At 72.6% G+C, this 17228-nt stretch carries 16 protein-coding genes; 8 read left to right on the top strand and 8 right to left on the bottom strand.

Annotated elements, in window-relative coordinates; all coding sequences use genetic code 11:
• The first annotated feature begins 8 nt into the window (after positions 1 to 8).
• The gene (locus tag IEZ01_RS12860; RefSeq protein WP_189201751.1) at positions 9 to 812 is read left to right on the top strand and encodes a hypothetical protein; all 804 of its coding nucleotides are present in this window, start codon (positions 9 to 11) and stop codon (positions 810 to 812) included.
• Positions 813 to 1043: 231 nt separating this feature from the next.
• Here the strand turns inward: IEZ01_RS12860 and IEZ01_RS12855 are convergent, their stop codons facing one another.
• From IEZ01_RS12855 to IEZ01_RS12845, 3 genes are all read right to left on the bottom strand, one after another.
• Entirely contained in the window at positions 1044 to 1703 is a 660-nt protein-coding gene (locus IEZ01_RS12855) for an imidazolonepropionase-like domain-containing protein (protein WP_189201749.1), read from the bottom strand.
• Positions 1704 to 1710: 7 nt separating this feature from the next.
• Positions 1711 to 2910 carry a cyclic dehypoxanthinyl futalosine synthase gene (mqnC, locus tag IEZ01_RS12850; RefSeq protein WP_019888607.1) on the bottom strand — a complete coding sequence of 400 codons (1200 nt, stop codon included), beginning with the start codon at positions 2908 to 2910 and terminating at the stop codon, positions 1711 to 1713.
• Positions 2911 to 2986: 76 nt separating this feature from the next.
• Complete coding sequence (locus IEZ01_RS12845; protein WP_019888606.1) at positions 2987 to 4702, bottom strand: serine/threonine-protein kinase; 1716 nt, start codon at positions 4700 to 4702, stop codon at positions 2987 to 2989.
• 169 nt (positions 4703 to 4871) lie between these two features.
• On the opposite strand from IEZ01_RS12845, the gene IEZ01_RS12840 reads away from it, so the two are divergent.
• On the top strand, positions 4872 to 5900 hold the full coding sequence (locus IEZ01_RS12840; RefSeq protein WP_019888605.1) for an alpha/beta hydrolase: 1029 nt from the start codon (positions 4872 to 4874) through the stop codon (positions 5898 to 5900).
• A 6-nt stretch (positions 5901 to 5906) separates the two neighbouring features.
• Here IEZ01_RS12840 and IEZ01_RS12835 read toward each other — a convergent pair whose 3' ends face one another.
• Complete coding sequence (locus IEZ01_RS12835; protein ID WP_019888604.1) at positions 5907 to 6797, bottom strand: menaquinone biosynthetic enzyme MqnA/MqnD family protein; 891 nt, start codon at positions 6795 to 6797, stop codon at positions 5907 to 5909.
• Between the two features lie 293 nt (positions 6798 to 7090).
• Here IEZ01_RS12835 and IEZ01_RS12830 point away from each other — a divergent pair, with 293 nt between their 5' ends.
• The 3 genes from IEZ01_RS12830 (at position 7091) to IEZ01_RS12820 (ending at position 10688) form a co-directional block, all read left to right on the top strand.
• Positions 7091 to 7294, top strand: a complete 204-nt coding sequence (locus IEZ01_RS12830; protein WP_003967102.1) for a cold-shock protein — start codon at positions 7091 to 7093, stop codon at positions 7292 to 7294.
• A gap of 216 nt (positions 7295 to 7510) precedes the next feature.
• Complete coding sequence (locus tag IEZ01_RS12825) at positions 7511 to 9631, top strand: NACHT domain-containing protein (protein ID WP_189201747.1); 2121 nt, start codon at positions 7511 to 7513, stop codon at positions 9629 to 9631.
• Positions 9632 to 9686: 55 nt separating this feature from the next.
• On the top strand, positions 9687 to 10688 hold the full coding sequence (locus IEZ01_RS12820) for an AraC family transcriptional regulator (protein ID WP_189201745.1): 1002 nt from the start codon (positions 9687 to 9689) through the stop codon (positions 10686 to 10688).
• A gap of 39 nt (positions 10689 to 10727) precedes the next feature.
• Here the strand turns inward: IEZ01_RS12820 and IEZ01_RS12815 are convergent, their stop codons facing one another.
• Positions 10728 to 11144 (bottom strand): hypothetical protein, encoded by a 417-nt coding sequence (locus tag IEZ01_RS12815; RefSeq protein WP_158685696.1) that lies wholly within the window; start codon positions 11142 to 11144, stop codon positions 10728 to 10730.
• Positions 11145 to 11330: 186 nt separating this feature from the next.
• On the opposite strand from IEZ01_RS12815, the gene IEZ01_RS12810 reads away from it, so the two are divergent.
• Positions 11331 to 12479 carry a lipase family protein gene (locus IEZ01_RS12810; RefSeq protein ID WP_019888601.1) on the top strand — a complete coding sequence of 383 codons (1149 nt, stop codon included), beginning with the start codon at positions 11331 to 11333 and terminating at the stop codon, positions 12477 to 12479.
• Positions 12480 to 12557: 78 nt separating this feature from the next.
• On the opposite strand, the gene IEZ01_RS12805 is transcribed toward IEZ01_RS12810, so the two are convergent.
• The gene (locus tag IEZ01_RS12805; RefSeq protein ID WP_019888600.1) at positions 12558 to 12920 is read right to left on the bottom strand and encodes a cupin domain-containing protein; all 363 of its coding nucleotides are present in this window, start codon (positions 12918 to 12920) and stop codon (positions 12558 to 12560) included.
• 86 nt (positions 12921 to 13006) lie between these two features.
• On the opposite strand from IEZ01_RS12805, the gene IEZ01_RS12800 reads away from it, so the two are divergent.
• Both IEZ01_RS12800 and IEZ01_RS12795 read left to right on the top strand, forming a co-directional pair.
• A complete protein-coding gene (locus IEZ01_RS12800) occupies positions 13007 to 13435 on the top strand; it encodes a DnaJ family domain-containing protein (protein WP_019888593.1) in 429 nt (142 codons plus the stop codon).
• Between the two features lie 110 nt (positions 13436 to 13545).
• Positions 13546 to 14052, top strand: a complete 507-nt coding sequence (locus IEZ01_RS12795) for a mycothiol transferase (protein WP_019888591.1) — start codon at positions 13546 to 13548, stop codon at positions 14050 to 14052.
• 72 nt (positions 14053 to 14124) lie between these two features.
• Here the strand turns inward: IEZ01_RS12795 and IEZ01_RS12790 are convergent, their stop codons facing one another.
• Together IEZ01_RS12790 and IEZ01_RS12785 are read right to left on the bottom strand one after the other, a co-directional pair.
• Positions 14125 to 14763 (bottom strand): hypothetical protein, encoded by a 639-nt coding sequence (locus tag IEZ01_RS12790; RefSeq protein ID WP_158685695.1) that lies wholly within the window; start codon positions 14761 to 14763, stop codon positions 14125 to 14127.
• A 78-nt stretch (positions 14764 to 14841) separates the two neighbouring features.
• On the bottom strand, positions 14842 to 16701 hold the full coding sequence (locus IEZ01_RS12785; RefSeq protein WP_229832909.1) for an AMP-dependent synthetase/ligase: 1860 nt from the start codon (positions 16699 to 16701) through the stop codon (positions 14842 to 14844).
• Between the last annotated feature and the right edge of the window lie 527 nt (positions 16702 to 17228).

The following is a 17228-nucleotide window of genomic DNA, read 5'->3' as shown; positions in this document are numbered from 1 at the left end:
GGCCCACCGTGGACGACGAAACGATCGTCAAGAGCGCCATGGACCGCACGACCGACGACCTGCCGCCCCTGCCCGACCTCGTACCGCTCGCGATCCGCCAGGGCCGCAGGCGCGTCGCCCGTGCCCGCCTGGCCGTGGTCGCGGGCAGCTTCGCCGTCGTGACGGCGACGGCGCTCGGGCTGACCCTGCTGCCCGGTACGGCCTCCCAGGTCCCGATCCCCGCCGCGCCGCCCTCGCCCTCCCCCTCCGCGTACCGCACACCGGTCACCCTGGAACCGACGCCGGGCCAGCAGCCGCCGGCGCGGGTGCCCGACGCGGAGCGGCAGCGTCTGGCCGACTTCCAGCAGCGGGCGGCGGCCCTCCTCGACGAGCTGCTGCCGGACTCCGTCACGGACGTCCGGCCGGTGGCGGACCATGTGCGGCAGTACCGCATCACCGCGGGCGGACGGACCTTCCCGCTGTTCCTGTCCGTGGCGCCCGCCGACGACGAGCCGCAGCCCTGCCCGAGCGTCCAGGACAAGCGGTTGACGTGCTCGATGGTGGACCTCGGCGGCGGGCGTACCGCGCGGGCCCTGAAAATGATGATGGGGCCGGACACGTACGGCTATGAGGTCGGCCTCCGCCACGGCCGCAGCCGGGCCTCACTGTCGGTGACCGCGGCCGAGCCGACGAAGACCCAGCCGGCCGTCTCCAGCCCGGTCACCACCGAAGCGCTCCTGACGGTCGTCCGCGACCGGCGCTTCACGGACCTGCTCACGTACGCGGACGAGCACCCGGTCCAGAAGAAGGACACCTCGGTCGTCGGAGGCTGAGCACGGCGCGCGGGAGCCCGGCGGCGCGGCCGGTGCGGACGCGCCGCCTGCGGGATGCCCTGCCCGGCGGCCCGCCGCGTGCAGTTGCAAGGCCCCGCCGGCCAGGCGGGGTGCCGGGATACGCCGCCTGGCGGCCCGTCGAGTCCGGGACCGCCGTCCGGCGGGCGAGAAGCGCGGCCCGGCGGCCCGCCGGGGTGCGGACGCGCCGCCTCGCAGCGCGCGACGCCCAGGTCACCGCCTGCGGTGCACCAGCCGCCCCGCCAGTACCGTCGCCATACAGCAGGCCGCGCCCCGCTCCAGCAGGGCCGCCTCGTCGGGTGCGTCGAAGACCGCGAAGTCGGCGCGCCCGCCGGGGGTCAGCGGGCGGTGGACCGAGCCGGCCAGGTCGTGGCCCTCGACGAACGGGTCCAGGCTCGGGCCGTCCAGGAGGATGCCCGGGCCGCCGACATAGGAGACCGCCTCCAGGCCCAGGCGGGCCGCCGGCGCCGCGAGGAGCGGGTCGCCGGCTCTGATCGCGACCGCCGTCGTGCCGTGCCGCAGCATCTGCTGAAGTCCCCGCCGCACACTGCCCGCCCGGCGGCCCGGGTCCCGCTCCAGCTCCGCCGCCAGGTCCCCGAGGGACTCCGGCCGCAGCATCTCGGTGCCGAGCTCGCCGGCCTCGCGCGGGTCGGGGAAGTAGCAGCGCCTGAGCAGCCAGACGGCGTGCCACTGGCGCAGGCCCGGGGTGAGCACACCGGGCCACGCCCGGACCCGGGCCGCCGGGTGGCCGGCCGTCAGCTCCTCGCGGGGCCCGAAGGCCGCGATCCGGTCGCCGTCCACCAGGACCGCCCCGCCGGGCACCGGCTCGCCACCCACCGGCAGCAGCAGGTCCGCCGTGTGAAGTGTCAGCAAGGCGGCGTCAGTTGGCGCTGAGGAGCTTCAGCTCCGGGTGCGCCGTGCCGCCCTCGATCGCGGTGGAGGAGATGTGCGAGACGACGCGCTCGTCGACCGGGTCGTTCGCCGGGTCGTCGTGGACGGCGATGTGCTCGTACGTGGTCGTGCGCTGCGCCGGGACACGGTCCGCCTTGCGGATCAGGTCGATGATCTCCTGGCGGTTGGAGCGGTGCTTGGCGCCGGCCGAGGAGACGACGTTCTCCTCCAGCATGATCGAGCCCAGGTCGTCGGCGCCGTAGTGCAGCGCCAGCTGGCCGGCCTCCTTGCCGACGGTCAGCCAGGAGCCCTGGATGTGGGCGACGTTGTCCAGGAAGAGCCGGGCGATCGCGATCATCCGCAGGTACTCGAAGACCGTGGCCTGCGTGCGGCCCTTGAGGTGGTTGTTCTCAGGCTGGTACGTGTACGGGATGAAGGCCCGGAAGCCGCCCGTCCGGTCCTGCACGTCACGGATCATCGCGATGTGCTCGATCCGCTCGGCGTTGGTCTCGCCGGTGCCCATCAGCATCGTGGAGGTGGACTCCACGCCCAGCTTGTGGGCGATCTCCATGATCTCCAGCCAGCGCTCGCCGGACTCCTTGAGCGGGGCGATCGCCTTGCGCGGCCGCTCCGGCAGGAGTTCGGCGCCCGCGCCGGCGAAGGAGTCGAGGCCCGCCGCGTGGATCCGTCTGATGGCCTCCTCGGCGGAGACGCCGGAGATCCGGGCCATGTGCTCGACCTCGGACGCGCCGAGGGAGTGGATGACCAGCTGCGGGAAGGCCTTCTTGATGGCGGAGAAGTGCTCTTCGTAGTACTCGACGCCGTAGTCGGGGTGGTGGCCGCCCTGGAACATGATCTGGGTGCCGCCCAGCTCGACGGTCTCCGCGCAGCGGCGCAGGATGTCGTCGAGGTCGCGGCTCCAGCCCTTCTTCGTGTCCTTGGGGGCCGCGTAGAAGGCGCAGAACTTGCAGGCCGTCACACAGACGTTGGTGTAGTTGATGTTCCGCTCGATGATGTACGTCGCGATGTGCTCCGTACCGGCGTACCGGCGGCGGCGTACGGCGTCGGCGGCCGCGCCCAGGGCGTGCAGCGGGGCGTGGCGGTAGAGGTCGAGGGCCTCTTCGGGGGTGATCCGCCCACCCTCGGCGGCGCGGTCAAGGACGGACTGAAGGTCGGCCTTCTCGGTCACCGGATGTACCTTTCGGCGGGTCTGCGGACGGTCCGAACCAGCCTACGCCAGCCCCTACGGTCCTTTTCGGGCCCCCTCACCGGGACCGTTCCAGTGTCGCCCGCGGGTTGCCGGCCCGTGCTTCGTCGGAGGTGTAGGTGAGCTTGCCGCTCGCCAGCTTCAGCTTCACGGTGTGCTTGTCGCCGGTGCAGGTGTTGCCCGCCTTGTCGCTGGCGGTGCCCTCGGCGACCAGCTCCCGTTCGGTGACCTCGCGCAGCACGAGGTTGTCCTCGCAGGAGAAGTTGCCGAGCGCGTCGAACTGGTTGACCGTGCCGACCTTCTGTCCCGTGCTGCCGCGGGTGAGGACGACGGTGAAGGTGCCCGCCTGGAGCTCGCTGCCCGCGAGGGTCACCTTGAACGGCCCCTTCCACGTGCCGATGTACGCGGCGGGTACGGCGCCGGGCTTCTCGGCGGGGTCGCTCTGCGTGGCGGCCGGGGGCCGGGTCGAGCCCGAGCCGCCCGCGTTGCTCGCGTCCCGGCCACCCGGCAGCAGGTCGAAGAGGAACAGGCCGCCGAGCGTCACCGCCGCCATCGACCCGGCGACGGCGAGCGCGACGGTGCAGCTGAGCCGGCGGCTCTTGCGGGGCCCGCGTTCGGAGCTGGTGGTGAGGGAGACCGAGACCCGGCCGGGTCCCTGGGTGGTGTCCGCGCCGGTACGGGGCGCCGGGACGGGCCCGTACGGCCCCGGATCGGTCACGTACGGCCCGGTGGCCGACCCGCCGGCCGTCGGCGGCCCGGAGGCGTACTGCCCGGAGGTGTACGGGTCCGCGGGTTCGAGGGGCGGGCCGAAGACGCCGATCGCGGGGCTGGTGAACGGCACCGGCCCGGAGGCGCCCGGTTCGGTCGCGGCCGGTTCCAGGTCGAGGAGGCGGACGGCGGCCAGGCTGACCTGTTCCACCAGCGGTCCGGGCAGCCAGCCGCCCTGGATCGCGGCGGCGGCGCCGCCGGGCGCGAGGACGCGGGCGATCTCCTCGGTCGCGGGCCGCGCGGCCGGGTCCTTGGCGAGGCAGCGCACCACCAGCTCCCGCAGCGCGCCGTCGAGCAGTCCGGCATCCCCGAGCTCCGGTTCCTCGTGGACGACCTTGTAGAGCAGGGCCGCGGAGGAGTCGCCGGGGAAGGGGGCGCCGCCGGTCGCGGCGTAGGCGAGGACCGCGCCGAGCGAGAAGACGTCGGCGGCGGCGGTCGCGTCGGTGCCGAGGATCTGCTCGGGGGCCATGTAGCCGGGGGAGCCGACGGAGACCCCGGTGGAGGTGAGCGAGGCGGTGCCCTCGGTGGCGCGGGCGATTCCGAAGTCGATGAGCCGGGGGCCGTCCAGGGCCAGCAGCACGTTGGACGGTTTCACGTCGCGGTGGACGAGCCCGAGGGCGTGGACGGCGGTCAGTGCCTCGGCGAGCCCGGCGCCCAGGGCCCGTACCGTCACCTCCGGCAGCGGGCCGTGCTCGGTGACGGCCTGGCTCAGCGGCGGTCCGGCGACATAGCCGGTGGCGACCCAGGGCACGGGCGCGTCCGGGTCGGCGTCGAGCACGGGCGCGGTCCAGGCGCCGCCGACGCGCCGGGCGGCGGCCACCTCGCGGCGGAACCGGGCCCGGAACTGCTCGTCCAGCGCGAAATGCGGATGGACGACCTTCACGGCGACCGTACGGCCGCCTTCGCTGCGGGCGAGGTAGACGCGGCCCATGCCGCCCGCCCCGAGCCTGCCGAGCAGCCTGTAGGCGCCGATGGTCCGCGGTTCGCCGGCTTCCAGCGGCTGCATGTGTGTCCCCCTGCTCCCGCTCCTGAGTCAGTTCAGCAGCGTAGAGCCCCCGCGTGGGGCGGATCACGGGGATTGGTCGCCCGGCCGGACCAACCGATCCCGGCCGCCACCACTCTTCGGTTCCGTAATCACCCCCCTTGTCCTGGAACCCCGACTCGGAGTCACTGCCATGAAACGCCTCACCAAGGCCCTCATAGCCACCGTCGCCCTCGGCTCTGTCGTGCTGGTCTCGGGCTGTTCGGGCGAGGGGGACCCCGTCTCCTTCGACGGCCCGAGCGTCTCGCCGCCCGCGCCCGGCAAGCCCCCGACGGGCAAGGCGAAGGAGGCCGCCGCCAAGACGGTGATGCCCACCGGCCCCAAGGCCGAGTTCCGTACCCAGAACACCCTCGACGACGGCACCAAGATCGGTGTCACGACCCTGCGCGGCGAGAAGTCCGGCTTCACGGGCAAGGTGTGGGTCTGGGCGCCCAAGCAGTATTTCGACCCGAAGTACGCGAACAGCGGATTCCCCGTCCTGATCGCCCTGCCGGGCGGAAACGGCTATCCCAACAACTACTGGATGGGCACGGACCTGAAGCTGCAGAGCAGCATCAGCCGGTGGTCGGAGGAGGGAAAGAGCCTTCCGTTCATCGTCGTGATGCCTGTTCTCAACCCGGACGCCGACCACTACTACGACGGCAGTGATATTCCGGGGCAGCCGAAAATGGGCACCTGGATGGCCGAGGACGTCCCGGATTTCGTACGAGCGAATTTCCGTACGTTCGCATCGCGGGACGGCTGGGCCTTCATGGGCTCGTCGTCCGGCGGCTTCGTGGGCCTCAAGTCCGTGCTGAAGCACCCGGACAAGTTCAAGGCCGTCATCGCCTCGGGCCCGGACACCGTGCCGGACTCGCCGCTCTGGGCGGGCCATGAGGCCGAGAAGCAGGCCAACAACCCGGAGAAGCTGGCCAAGGCGCTCGCCGCCACCCCGGGCGGCAAGGACAAGGACGTGTACGTGGCCTTCCAGATCGGCACGAAGGAAGGCGGCGTGGCCAATCTGAGGAAGTTCATGAAGAACTACACCAAGGGCCCGGTGAAGACCCGCCTCCAGGTCATCCAGGACGGCTCCCACAACGCCCGCACGTATGTGAAGGGCATGGGCGACGGCTCGATCGAGTGGATCAGCAAGCAGATGCAGGCCCCGATCCCGGCGTCGTAGCCGAGGTCAGCGCGCGCCGCTGATGGTGCCGTGGGCGCCGAGCAGTTCGACCCGTACGTCGGCGGGGTAGCCCGTCGTCGGACCGGTCCGGCGGGCGAACTCCCGTACGCCGGCGAGCTGCTCGGCGCCGAAGCGGAAGTCCAGGGTGGTGAAGTAGCGCTCCAGCAGCTCGGCGTCGAAGGACTCCCAGCGGGCCGCCTGCTCGGAGACCTTGGTGACCTCCTCCAGGGACAGGTCCCGTGAGGCGAGGAACGCCTCGTGGACCTTCCCCACGACCTCCGGCTCGCGCGCCAGGTAGTCCTTGCGGGCGGCCCACACGGCGAAGACGAACGGCAGCCCCGTCCACTCCTTCCACATCAGCCCCAGGTCATGGACCTGGAGGCCGAGCCGGGGCGCGTCGTGCAGCGAGGCGCGCAGCGCCGCGTCCCCGATCAGCACGGCCGCCTCGGCCTCCTGCATCATCAGGCCGAGGTCGGGCGGGCACGTGTAGTAGTCGGGCGTCACGCCGTACCGCTCGGCGAGCAGCAGCTGCGCGAGGCGTACGGACGTGCGCGAGGTGGAGCCCAGCGCGATGCGCGCCCGGTCCAGGTCCTCCAGCGGGCGCTGGGAGACGATCACGCAGGACATGACCGGGCCGTCGCAGCCGACCGCGATGTCGGGGAAGGCCACGAGATCGTCGGAGTTGCGCAGGTACTCCACGAGGGTGACCGGGCCGATGTCGAGATCTCCGGCGATCAGCCGCTCGCTCAGCTTCTCCGGGGAGTCCTTGGTCAGCTCCAGGTCGAGCAGCGTCCCGGTGCGGGCGAGGCCCCAGTAGAGCGGCAGGCAGTTCAGGAACTGGATGTGGCCGACCCTGGGCCGGGTCCTGGCTTCGCCGGCGGTGAAAGATTTGTCCACATCGTGAGGCTAGACCTCCGTGAGGGCCCCGCCGTCCTTGGGGGGCCTGCGATCCGCGGTTGTGGCGCGTTCGCCCGATCTTCGTCAGCACATCGGGGTCGCATCAAACGTGCGAGTGACGTGATCTTTCCCTCTACCGCTTCCGACACCCTGCGTGCTACGCTCGACGCAAGTTGCAGTTTGGTTTCCCTTGCAGTACAGAGCCTGCGGAGCATGTGACCCGCAGGCTTTTGTAGTTTTCAGACTTGTTTCAGGTTCTGGAGCAGGGCAACCCTTTGGCCCAAGGAGGGCTTATGGCTACCGGAACCGTCAAGTGGTTCAACGCTGAAAAGGGCTTCGGCTTCATCGCCCAGGACGGCGGCGGCCCGGATGTCTTCGTCCACTACTCCGCGATCAACGCGTCCGGGTTCCGCTCCCTCGAGGAGAACCAGGTCGTGAACTTCGACGTCACGCAGGGCCCGAAGGGTCCGCAGGCGGAGAACGTCACCCCGGCCTAAGGTGCCCGGGTCGGCGATCGTCAGCTGATAGCAGTACCCAAGGAGCCCCGTCCACGCCTCGTGCGTGGAATGGGGCTCCTGCCTTTTGTTCTACGGGATTTTCGGGTGGCCCGCCTTGCGTTGTGGGGCCTCGGTTGCGGGAGACACGCCGGGCGCTGGATGATCCGGGGGGTGATGGGGGCACGCCGGTCGCGCCGGTTATCCGTGTGGTTGGTCGTGGTCGGCACCGCGGCCGTCGTCGGGGCGACCGTCTGGGTCGCCTCGCATCTGAAAGCCGGCCAGTCCGCGACGGACGTCGCCACCCTGATCGGCGTGCCGATCGGGCTCACCGGTCTGGTCGTCGCCCTCATCAGCCTCCGCGCCACCCTGGCCACCCTCGGCCAGCCCGCCGACGCGGCCGCCGCCGCCCGCTCCGCGGCCACCACCCTCGCCGGGCAGATCCGGGCCGCTGAGGCCGAGCAGTGGAAACGGCTCGTGGGCGGCGAGGTCGAGCGGATCAATCTGCACTACAGCCTGCATGCGAACGCCGACCCCGCCGCGGCGCTCGCCCCCACACCGGCCGGCCGGCTCTACACGAAACCGGACGGCGCGGCCGGCGCGCCGCTGCCGGACATCACCGCCTTCTACCGCGGCACCCGGCCCGCGCGCCTCGTCGTCACCGGGGCACCCGGCGCCGGAAAGACCGTGCTCGCCCTGGAGCTGATCCTCGGCCTGCTCAAGAGCCGGGCCGACACCGATCCCGTACCCGTGCGGCTCTCCCTCGCCGAGTGGGACACGCACGCCCTGCCCCGCCTGAAGGACTTCGTCGCCGACCATCTCGTACACGCCCTCGACTGGCATCCCAAACGGGCCCGCCAGCTCATCGACCACGGCATGGTCCTGCCGGTCCTCGACGGGCTCGACGAGATGGACACCACCCTCAGCCACGCCGGCACCGCCCTCCTGGACGCCGACGGGCACCCGCTGCCCGACCCGGCCGCGCCCCGCGCCCGGGCGGCCCTGGACCGGCTCAACGCCTACCAGGACGCCACCGACCGCGGCCCGCTCGTCGTGACCTGCCGCAGCGCCCACTACGACGCCCTGCCGGAGGAGGACCGGCTGCGCACCGCCGCCGAGATCCGGGTGGACGCCGTCGGCCGCGAGGACGCCGCCGCGTACCTGGAGCGCCGCAGCGCGGGCTCGGCCCGCTGGCGGCCCCTGCTCCGGCACCTGCGGACCGACCCGGCCGGGACGCTCGCCCAGTCGCTGTCGACGCCGTGGCGGCTCTCGCTGACCGCCGTCGTCTACCGCCGCCACGGCGACCCGGGCGAGCTGCTGCAGCACGCCACCCCGGCGGACCTCGACGACCACCTGCTGGCCCGGCTCATCCCCGCGGCGACCGACCTGGCGCCGAACCCGCGGGGATACACGGCGCAGCGGGTGCACCGCTGGCTCGCGCATCTGAACAAGGCGACGCTGCCGGACCCGGCCACCGCCGGGCCGGGCGCGGCGATGGGCACAGACCTCGTGCTGCACCGGCTGTGGCCGCTGGAGGGCCGCAGGGACGTACGGATCATGGACGGGCTGATGACCATGCTCGTCTTGATGGGGCCGATGCTGGCGCTGCGCATCGCCCTGACCCCGGACACCTTCTGGCACCTGACCATGGACATCAAGATCCCCCACCTCGCCACGCGCGTCCTGGTGTTCACCGCCCTCGCGGCCTTCGCGGTGGCATGGGGCCGCTCCGGTCCGGCCACCGAGTCACCTCGGCGCACCTCCTGGAAGCGGCTGCGCACCGCCGAGGGGCTCGGCCAGGTCCTCATCGGGCTCCTTGTGGGCGCCGCAGGCGGCGCCTTCGTCGGCGTCCTCTCCGTTCTCGCGGACGCGCTGAACGGCGATCTGGAGCTCTCCCTCAGAACAACCCTGCTGGTCGGGATCGTGCCGGGCACGGTCTGCGGCGCGCTGCTCGCCCTGGGCGCCGAGCTGAGCCAAAGCCCCTCGGAGATGTCAGGACCCCGTGATCTGATCCGTGACGACACCCGCAACGCCCTTGCCGTGGCACTGCCCTACGGTGTGGGGCTCGGCGTGCTGAGCACGGCCTTCCACGGGGCAGCCGTGGGCGTCTGTCTGGGCGCGGCCGCACTGGTGGGGCTGGCCCTCGCGGTCGGGGCGGCCTCCCGGCGGTACGCCGTCTTCCTGTTCTGCGCCGCGCCCCGGCTCCCGCTGCGGCTCGGCGAGTTCATGGACTGGGCCTGCGAGGCCGGGCTGCTGCGGCTGTCCGGTCCGGCGTACCAGTTCCGGCACCGTGAGCTCCAGGCCTGGCTGGCCCGCAACCCCAGCCCGCCCCCGCCCTGACCGGAGACGTCACCCCCGCTGACCTCCGCGCTCAACCCCGCTACCGTCGATGACCATGGCCAGGCGGACGATCACCGTGCACCGTGTGCGGGCCGTGCTGCGCGGGGCCCGGCGGCGAGGCTTGGACACGGCGCCACTGCTCCAGGCCGCCGGCATTCCCCCGCTGCTCCTGGGCGACGACCGGGCACGGGTGACCCCCGATCAGTTCGCGCTGCTGTTCCGGGCGTTGTACCGCGCCACGGAGGACGAGTTCCTCGGCCTCGGCTCCGCGCCCAGCCGGCCCGGCACGTTCGCGATGATGTGCCACGCCTCGCTGGGCTGCCGGGACCTCGGCGCGGCGATCGCCCGCGGCACCGACTTCTACCGGCTGTTCCCCGGCGGCCCCGACCTGGGCCTGGAACAGCAGGGCTCGCAGGCGCTGTTCGTCGTGCGCAGCGACCTCGGGCGGGACGAGGACCGGTTCCTCGCGGAGTGCCTGGTCATCATCTGGCACCGGCTGTGCAGCTGGCTGGTGGGCCGGCGGATCCCGCTGCTGCGCGCCGGGTTCGGCTATCCGCCACCGCCGCACAAGGACGAGTACGAGGAGCTGTTCGGCTGCCCGGTCCACTTCGGCGCGCCGGTCACCGGGGCCGCCTTCGAGGCGCACTGGCTGGCGGCGCCGCTGGTACGGGACGAGGAGGAGCTGGCCGGGATGCTGCGGCGCTCGCCGTTCGAGCTGCTGAGCCGCCGCGCGTACGGCACGACCACGGGCGAACAGGCCCACCGGGCGCTGGCCCAGGCGCTGCGGGCCTCGCCCCGGCTGCCGTCGCTCGGCGACCTCGCGGCCCGGCTCGCGGTCAGCCCGGCGACGCTGCGCCGCCGGCTCCAGGAGGAGGGCACCTCGTACCAGCGGCTCAAGGACGCGGTCCGGCGGGACGCGGCGATCGCCGGGCTGGCGGAGGGCCGCGAACCGATCGCGTCGATCGCGGCCCGGCTCGGCTTCTCCGAGGACACGTCCTTCCACCGGGCGTTCCGGCGCTGGACGGGGACGACGCCGGGGGCGTACCGGGGGAGGTGAGGCCCGGCGGCGGCCTCGTCGGCCGGCGGATGGCGGGGTTCAGCGCCCCCGGGTGAGTCGCCTCAGCAGCAGGCCGTTGTGCACCCATCCGGCCAGGCCGATGGCGCCGTACAGGCCGCCGAGCAGGACCCAGAGCAGCCCCGCCGGGACCACCTCCAGCAGCCCGAGCCCGACGGCCACCAGGCACACCGCGGTCATCCAGGCGCAGACCACCTTCCGGATCCGGGTCATCCTGAGCAGTCGCTCCCGCTGGTGCGCGGCCGCGGCACGTTCGGCGTCCTCGGCGTCCAGGAGCCGCCGCGCCCGCTCATCCATACGCCGCTGCAGAGCCGCCTGCTCGGGGCCGACGGGACTCGGCGGCGGGAAGACCACGTCACCGTGGATGGCGCCCGCCTGCACGACATGGCCTTCGACACGGCCGCTCATGTCGTTGCGTACGTACGGTGGTTCAGCCATGACGCCAGCGTACGCAGCGGCCGCGGGCGGGCGGCGCGGATGGCCGGGATCCGTCCCGTGCGTACCGCGGTCGGGGAGGGTGCGTACCCCGGTCAGTGAAGCTGAGCATCCCGGTCAGCGCCGTATCTACCGGTCAGTCACTACGGTCTCCCCATCCCCGCCCCCACGTCCGTTGGGAGAGCCGCAATGCGTGTACGCACCCGGGTGCCGGCCTGTCTGGCCGCGCTCGCCCTCTCGCTCGTCCTGCCGTCGGCCACCGCCACCGCCGAGGAGACCGGCCGGCCCGGCGAGCTCGTCTCCGTGCGGGAGTCCGCCTTCCATCCGCTGCCCGGCCAGCCCACTCCCACCAAGGCCTGGAAGATCCACTACCGCTCGACGAGCGCCACCGGCGCCCCCAACACCGTCTCGGGGACCGTGGTCGTCCCCCAGGACGGCCGCACCGGCCCGCGCCCCCTGGTCACCTACGCCGTGGGCACCGTCGGCCTCGGCGACTCCTGCGCCCCGAGCAACGGCTTCCCCAAGGGCACCACCGCGGAGGCCAACCTCATCCAGCAGCTCACCTGGCGCGGCTGGGCCGTCGTCGTCACCGACTACGAGGGCCTCGGCACCCCCGGCGAGCACACCTACACCGCCGGCCGCTCCGCCGGGCACGCCGTCCTCGACGCCGCGCGGGCCGCGATCCGGCTGCCCCAGGCGGGCCTCTCGGCGGACTCCCCCGTCGGGATCATGGGCTACTCGCAGGGCGGTCAGGCCGCCGGCTGGGCGGCGGAGCTGCACGGCTCGTACGCCCCGGAGCTGGCGGTGAAGGGCACGGCAACCGGCGGCGTGCCGGCCCGCCTCGACGGGCTGGCGCCTGTGCACGACGGCTCGTACGGCTCCGGGCTGCTCTTCATGGCGGCGGCCGGGCAGGACGCGGCCTTCCCCGAGCTGAACCTGGACTCGTACCTGAACCCGGCCGGCAAGGCACTCGTCGGCTTCTTCCGCGACAACTGCGTCGCCGCCGACACGATCGTCGGATCCTTCAAGAAGATCTCCGACCTGACGGTCCGCAACCCACTCGAAACCCCGCAGTGGCAGCGGCGGCTGCACGAGTCCGACCTGGGCACGCGCACCCCGGACCACCCGGTGTACCTGTACCACGCGCTGGGCGACGAGCTGATCCCGTACGCGCAGGGCAAGCGGCTGCGCGCGGACTGGTGCGGCCGGGGCGCGAACGTGCGCTGGCGCACGATCGCGCTCGGTGAACACGTCTCCGGGGTGATCACGGAGGCGTCGGCGGTCCAGAACTGGCTGGCCGACCGGTTCGCGGGCGAGCCCACGAACGGCGACTGCTGACCGGACGGGGCGGGCGGGCCCGTACGGCGGGACCCCGTACGGGCGCACGCCCCCCGCCGAGCCCTCGCCCGACCCCGGTCAGCCCTGGGCCTTGATGTGGTCCATCACCCGCTGGAACTCCACCGTCGGCGAGAAGTCGATGAACTCGCTGTCCTCCAGCGCCTCCGGAACGTGGCCGGGCGCCCAGTAGGCCGCCTGCCCCGTCTCGTAGACCTGCTCGCCGGACGCCGTCGTCATCTTCACCTTGCCCGAGACGATGTAGGCCCAGTGCGGGCACTGGCAGCGGTCGTCGGGCAGGCCCTTGAGCGCGGGCGCCATGTCCGTGCCCTTGGGCAGGGTGATGAACGCGACGCACATGTCTCCGCCGAGTTCCTTCATTCGGACTTCCACACCGTCGCCTTCGACCTCGATCGGAGCGTCGGCGCGTGAGGTTGCCGTCATGGCGTACCCCTTCCTCTGGTGTCGACAGGGCACCCCTTCCAGCTTCGTCCCGGCCGCCCGCCGCCGCGACCTCTACGCTGGAACGTATGACCGAGCGCAAACCCCCCGGCGTGAGCTTCGAGTCATTCGTGGACAAGCAGATCCGCGAGGCGGAGCAACGCGGCGACTTCCGGCGGCTGCCGGGCTTCGGCAAACCGCTCGCCGACGACACCGCGCCCTACGACGAGCTGTGGTGGATCAAGGGCAAGCTGCACCGCGAGGGCGTGGCCGTGCTGCCGCCCGCGCTGGCCCTGCGCAAGGAGGCCGAGGACGCGGTGGAGGAGATCGCGCGGGCCGGTACGGAGGCGCGCGTACGGCACATCCTCACGACGGTGAACGCGAAGATCGAGGCGGCCCTGCGGCGCCCGCCGCCGGGACCGCCGCTGAACGTCACGCCGTTCGACGTGGAGGCGACGGTGGCACGGTGGCGGGCGGAGCGGGCCGGGGGCGGTACGGGGTCTGCGCCGCCCAGGTGAAAGCACCCGGTCGTCAGGGCCTTTCCCGGCCGTTCGGCTCCCGTCGGCGCCTGTTCGGTGGCCCACTGGGAGGAGATCCGCCGTGAGAAGAGCGCTGACGAGGAGTGCCGATGAGGACCGCTGACCTGCTGACGGACGCGTTCGGCCGCATCCAGGAGGCGGTCCACGCGGCCGTCGAGGATCTGTCCCCGGACGAACTGGCCACCCGGCTCGACCCGGACGCCAACTCGATCGCCTGGCTGGTGTGGCACCTGACCCGGATCCAGGACGACCACGTCTCCGACGTGGCCGACGAGGAACAGCTGTGGTTCAGCGACGACTGGGCGGGCAGATTCGAACTCCCCTTCCCCAAGAAGGCGACGGGCTACGGCCACTCCACCAAGCAGGTCGCCAAGGTCCGCGCCTCCGCAGACCTGCTGCTCGGCTACTACGACGCGGTCCACGCCCGCAGCCTCACCTACGTCCAGCCCCTGACCGACCCCGATCTCGACCGCATCGTCGACGAGGCCTGGTCACCCCCGGTGACCCTGGGAGTCCGCCTGATCAGCGTGGTGGCGGAGGACCTTCAACACGCGGGCCAGGCGGCCTTCATCCGGGGCGTCCTGGAACGCGCCTGAGGACGGGCTCCCGTAGCGGACCGCTGCCCGCGCCCCCGGCTCCCATCCTGTCCCCGGGGTTCGGGGACTGGGTCACGCGTCGGGGTTCTTGCCCTCGGCGGTCTTCTTGATGCGGTCGATCTGGAGCTTCGCCAGGGCGTTGTAGTCGGGCTCCTTGGTGAACTTGCCGTCGCCCTGAATGTTGATCACCAGGCTGCCCAGGCGCATGATCACCTCGGTGTCGTCCTCGCCCGTGAACGCCTGGGTCTCCTCCGCGCCCGCGTCGATCTCCAGGTCCTTGGAGCCGGCGCCGGCCTTCTTGCGCTCCTCGGTGACGATGGCCTTGAAGGTCGCCTTGGCGTCGTCCGGTGTCGCGAAGGCGATGATGGCGAAGTCGATGTCCCCCTCGCCGCCGACGTTGTCGCCCTTCTCGTCCACGACGTCGAACTCGGTCACTCCGATCGTGGAGAGCCCGCCGCAGTTCGCCTCCGTGCTCTCCGAGCACGTCTCCACGGCCCGCTCGCCCGTGGTGATGTCGATGTCGTCGGCCTCGTAAGGCTTCGGGGCGCTGGCCTTGCTGGGGAGCGCCGTGCGGACCATGTCCGGCGTGAACGTGATCGGGGGCTGCTCGTCGGTGCCGCGGAAGGCGTCCATGCCGTCGTCGCTGCCGCACGCCGTCAGTGCCGTCACCAGCGCGGCACCCACCGCTATCCCCCGTACTGCCTTGAACACTGTCAACCCCTCTGCTTCCAATGATCACTTGACGTGCACACCTAAGCGCATGGAGGCATCGCACGCCAAATGCATCACTCAGTCCTCACCGCCTTCGTACATCGCCTCGATCTCGGCGGCGAAGTCCCGCACGATCGCCGACCTGCGCAACTTCAGACTCGGCGTCATATAGCCGCCCACCTCCGTGAAATCGGCGGTCAGGACGGTGAACCGGCGGATCTCCTCCGCGCGCGACACCAGCCGGTTGGCGTCGTCCACCGCCCGCCGCAGCCCCGCCAGCAGGTCCTCGTCCGTCACCAACTCCCCCGGCGACAACCGCTCCTTGTGCTTCATCCGCCGCCAGTGGGCCAGCCCGTCCGGATCGAGCGTGATCAGCGCGGTGACGTACGGGCGGTTGTCGCCGACCACCAGACACTGCGCGACCAGCGGATGCGCCCGCAGCCAGTCCTCCAGCGGGGCCGGCGGCACGTTCTTGCCGGCCGAGGTGATGACGATGTCCTTCTTACGGCCGGTGATCGTGAGGTGGCCCTCCTCGTCGAGCACGCCCAGGTCGCCGGTGGCCAGCCAGCCCTCCTCCAGGGCGGGCGGGGTGACCTTGCCGCGCTGCGCGTCCCAGTAGCCGCCGAAGACATGGCCGCCGCGCAGCAGCACCTCACCGTCGTCGGCGATCCTCACGCCCGTACCGGGCAACGGCAGGCCGACCGTGCCGGCGCGGGGCCGCAGGGGCGGGGTGACGGTGGCGGCCGCGGTGGTCTCCGTCAGGCCGTACCCCTCGTACACCTCGATGCCCGCGCCCGCGAAGAACGTGCTCAGGCGCGGCCCGAGGGGCGATCCGCCGCAGATCACGTACCGGACCCGGCCGCCTAGGGCGGCGCGGATCCGGCGGTAGACCAGCGGGTCGTACAGCGCGCGGGCGGCCCGCAGCGGGAGCGGGGGTTCGGGACCTTCGCCGTGGCCGGCCGCCTCGCGCAGCCGCCCGTAGCGCTGGGCGACCCGCGCGGCGCGGTCGAAGGAGGCGGCGCGGCCCAGGCGTTCGGCGGTGGCGCGGCCGGTGTTGTAGACCTTCTCCAGGACGTACGGGATCGCGGCGAGGAAGGTCGGCCGGAAACCGGCGAGATCGGCGAGGAGGTCACCGGTCTCGATCGAGGGCGCGTGCCCGAGCCGGACCCGGGCCCGTAAGCACCCGATGGCGACCATCCGCCCGAAGACGTGCGCCAGCGGCAGGAACAGCAGCGTGGAGGCCGGCTCCTTGCTGACCGCCCGGAAGGCGGGGTGGAGCAGGGCGACGGCGTTGTCGACCTCGGTGAGGAAGTTACCGTGGCTCAGGGCGCAGCCCTTGGGCCGGCCGGTGGTGCCTGAGGTGTAGATGAGGGTGGCGAGGTGCTCGGGGCCGAGCAGGGCGCGCCGGGCGACGACGACCGCGTCCGGGACCCGCGCGCCGGCGCGGCGCAGGCTGTCCAGGGCGCCGGTGGAGAAGACCCACAGATGGGCGAGGCCGGGGAGCTGGCGGCGTTCGACGCTGATCAGCCGGGCCTGTTCGGCGTCCTCGACGGCGCAGGCGACGGCGCCGGAGTCCTGGAGGATCCAGCGGGCCTGGAAGGCGGAGGCGGTGGGGTAGAGGGGGACGGTGACCAGTCCGGCGGCCCAGGCGGCGAAGTCGAGCAGGGTCCACGCGTAGCTCGTACGGGCCATGATGGCGAGCCGGTCGCCCGGCCGCAGCCCCTCGGCGATCAGGCCCTTGGCGACGGCCCGTACGTCGGCCGCGAACTCGGCGGCGCTCATGTCGGCCCAGGAACCGTCGTCCTGGCGGCGGGCGACGGCGACCGCGTCGGGGTCGGCACGCGCGTTGTGGAAGGGAATGTCCGCGAGCGAGCCGCCCCGGGGCCGGGGTACGAGCGCGGGCACGTGCACCTCCCGCACCCGCCCGCCGACTCGCACCAGGCGCGGCTCGGGCGGGGCGGGAACGTCGGGCGGGGGTCCGGGTTCGGGCGCGGCCGGGCGCCTGGCGGGGGATTCGCTCGCCGGTCCGGCCGGAGGTGAGGCCGGCGGCCCGCCCGCGGGTCGTTCCGGCGGTCCGGCCGGGTACCCACCGTGAAACCAGCCCGCCGTTCCGGCCGCGCGCCCGGCCGGAGGCCCGGCCGGAGGTCCGCCCCGGCCGCCCGTTGGTCGTTCCGGCTGGCCGGGCGGCGTTCCGTCCGGACCGGGGGCTCCGGCGGCGACGGACACGTGCGGCTCCTCGGTCGTCGAAGTGACTTGAGGTCGTACGTCGTTGCGTGCTGAGCGGCGCGGACGGGCGCCTGCGCGACCGTCCTGACTCCGGAGTAAGGCTACGGCCCCGGACGGCTCTTGGGACCCCGCCGGAAGGGAGAGATCGGGTCCCGGGCCGGCCCAGGACCGGGCAGGGACCGGGCCACGACCGTGCCCAGGACCGGGCAGGGACCAGGCCACGCGTACCCAAGACCGGA

Source organism: Streptomyces purpureus, assembly GCF_014648195.1.
Classification (GTDB): Bacteria; Actinomycetota; Actinomycetes; order Streptomycetales; family Streptomycetaceae; genus Streptomyces; species Streptomyces purpureus.
The sequence above is the reverse complement of the archived record's forward strand: the minus strand, read 5'-3'. Positions and strand labels throughout refer to the sequence as shown.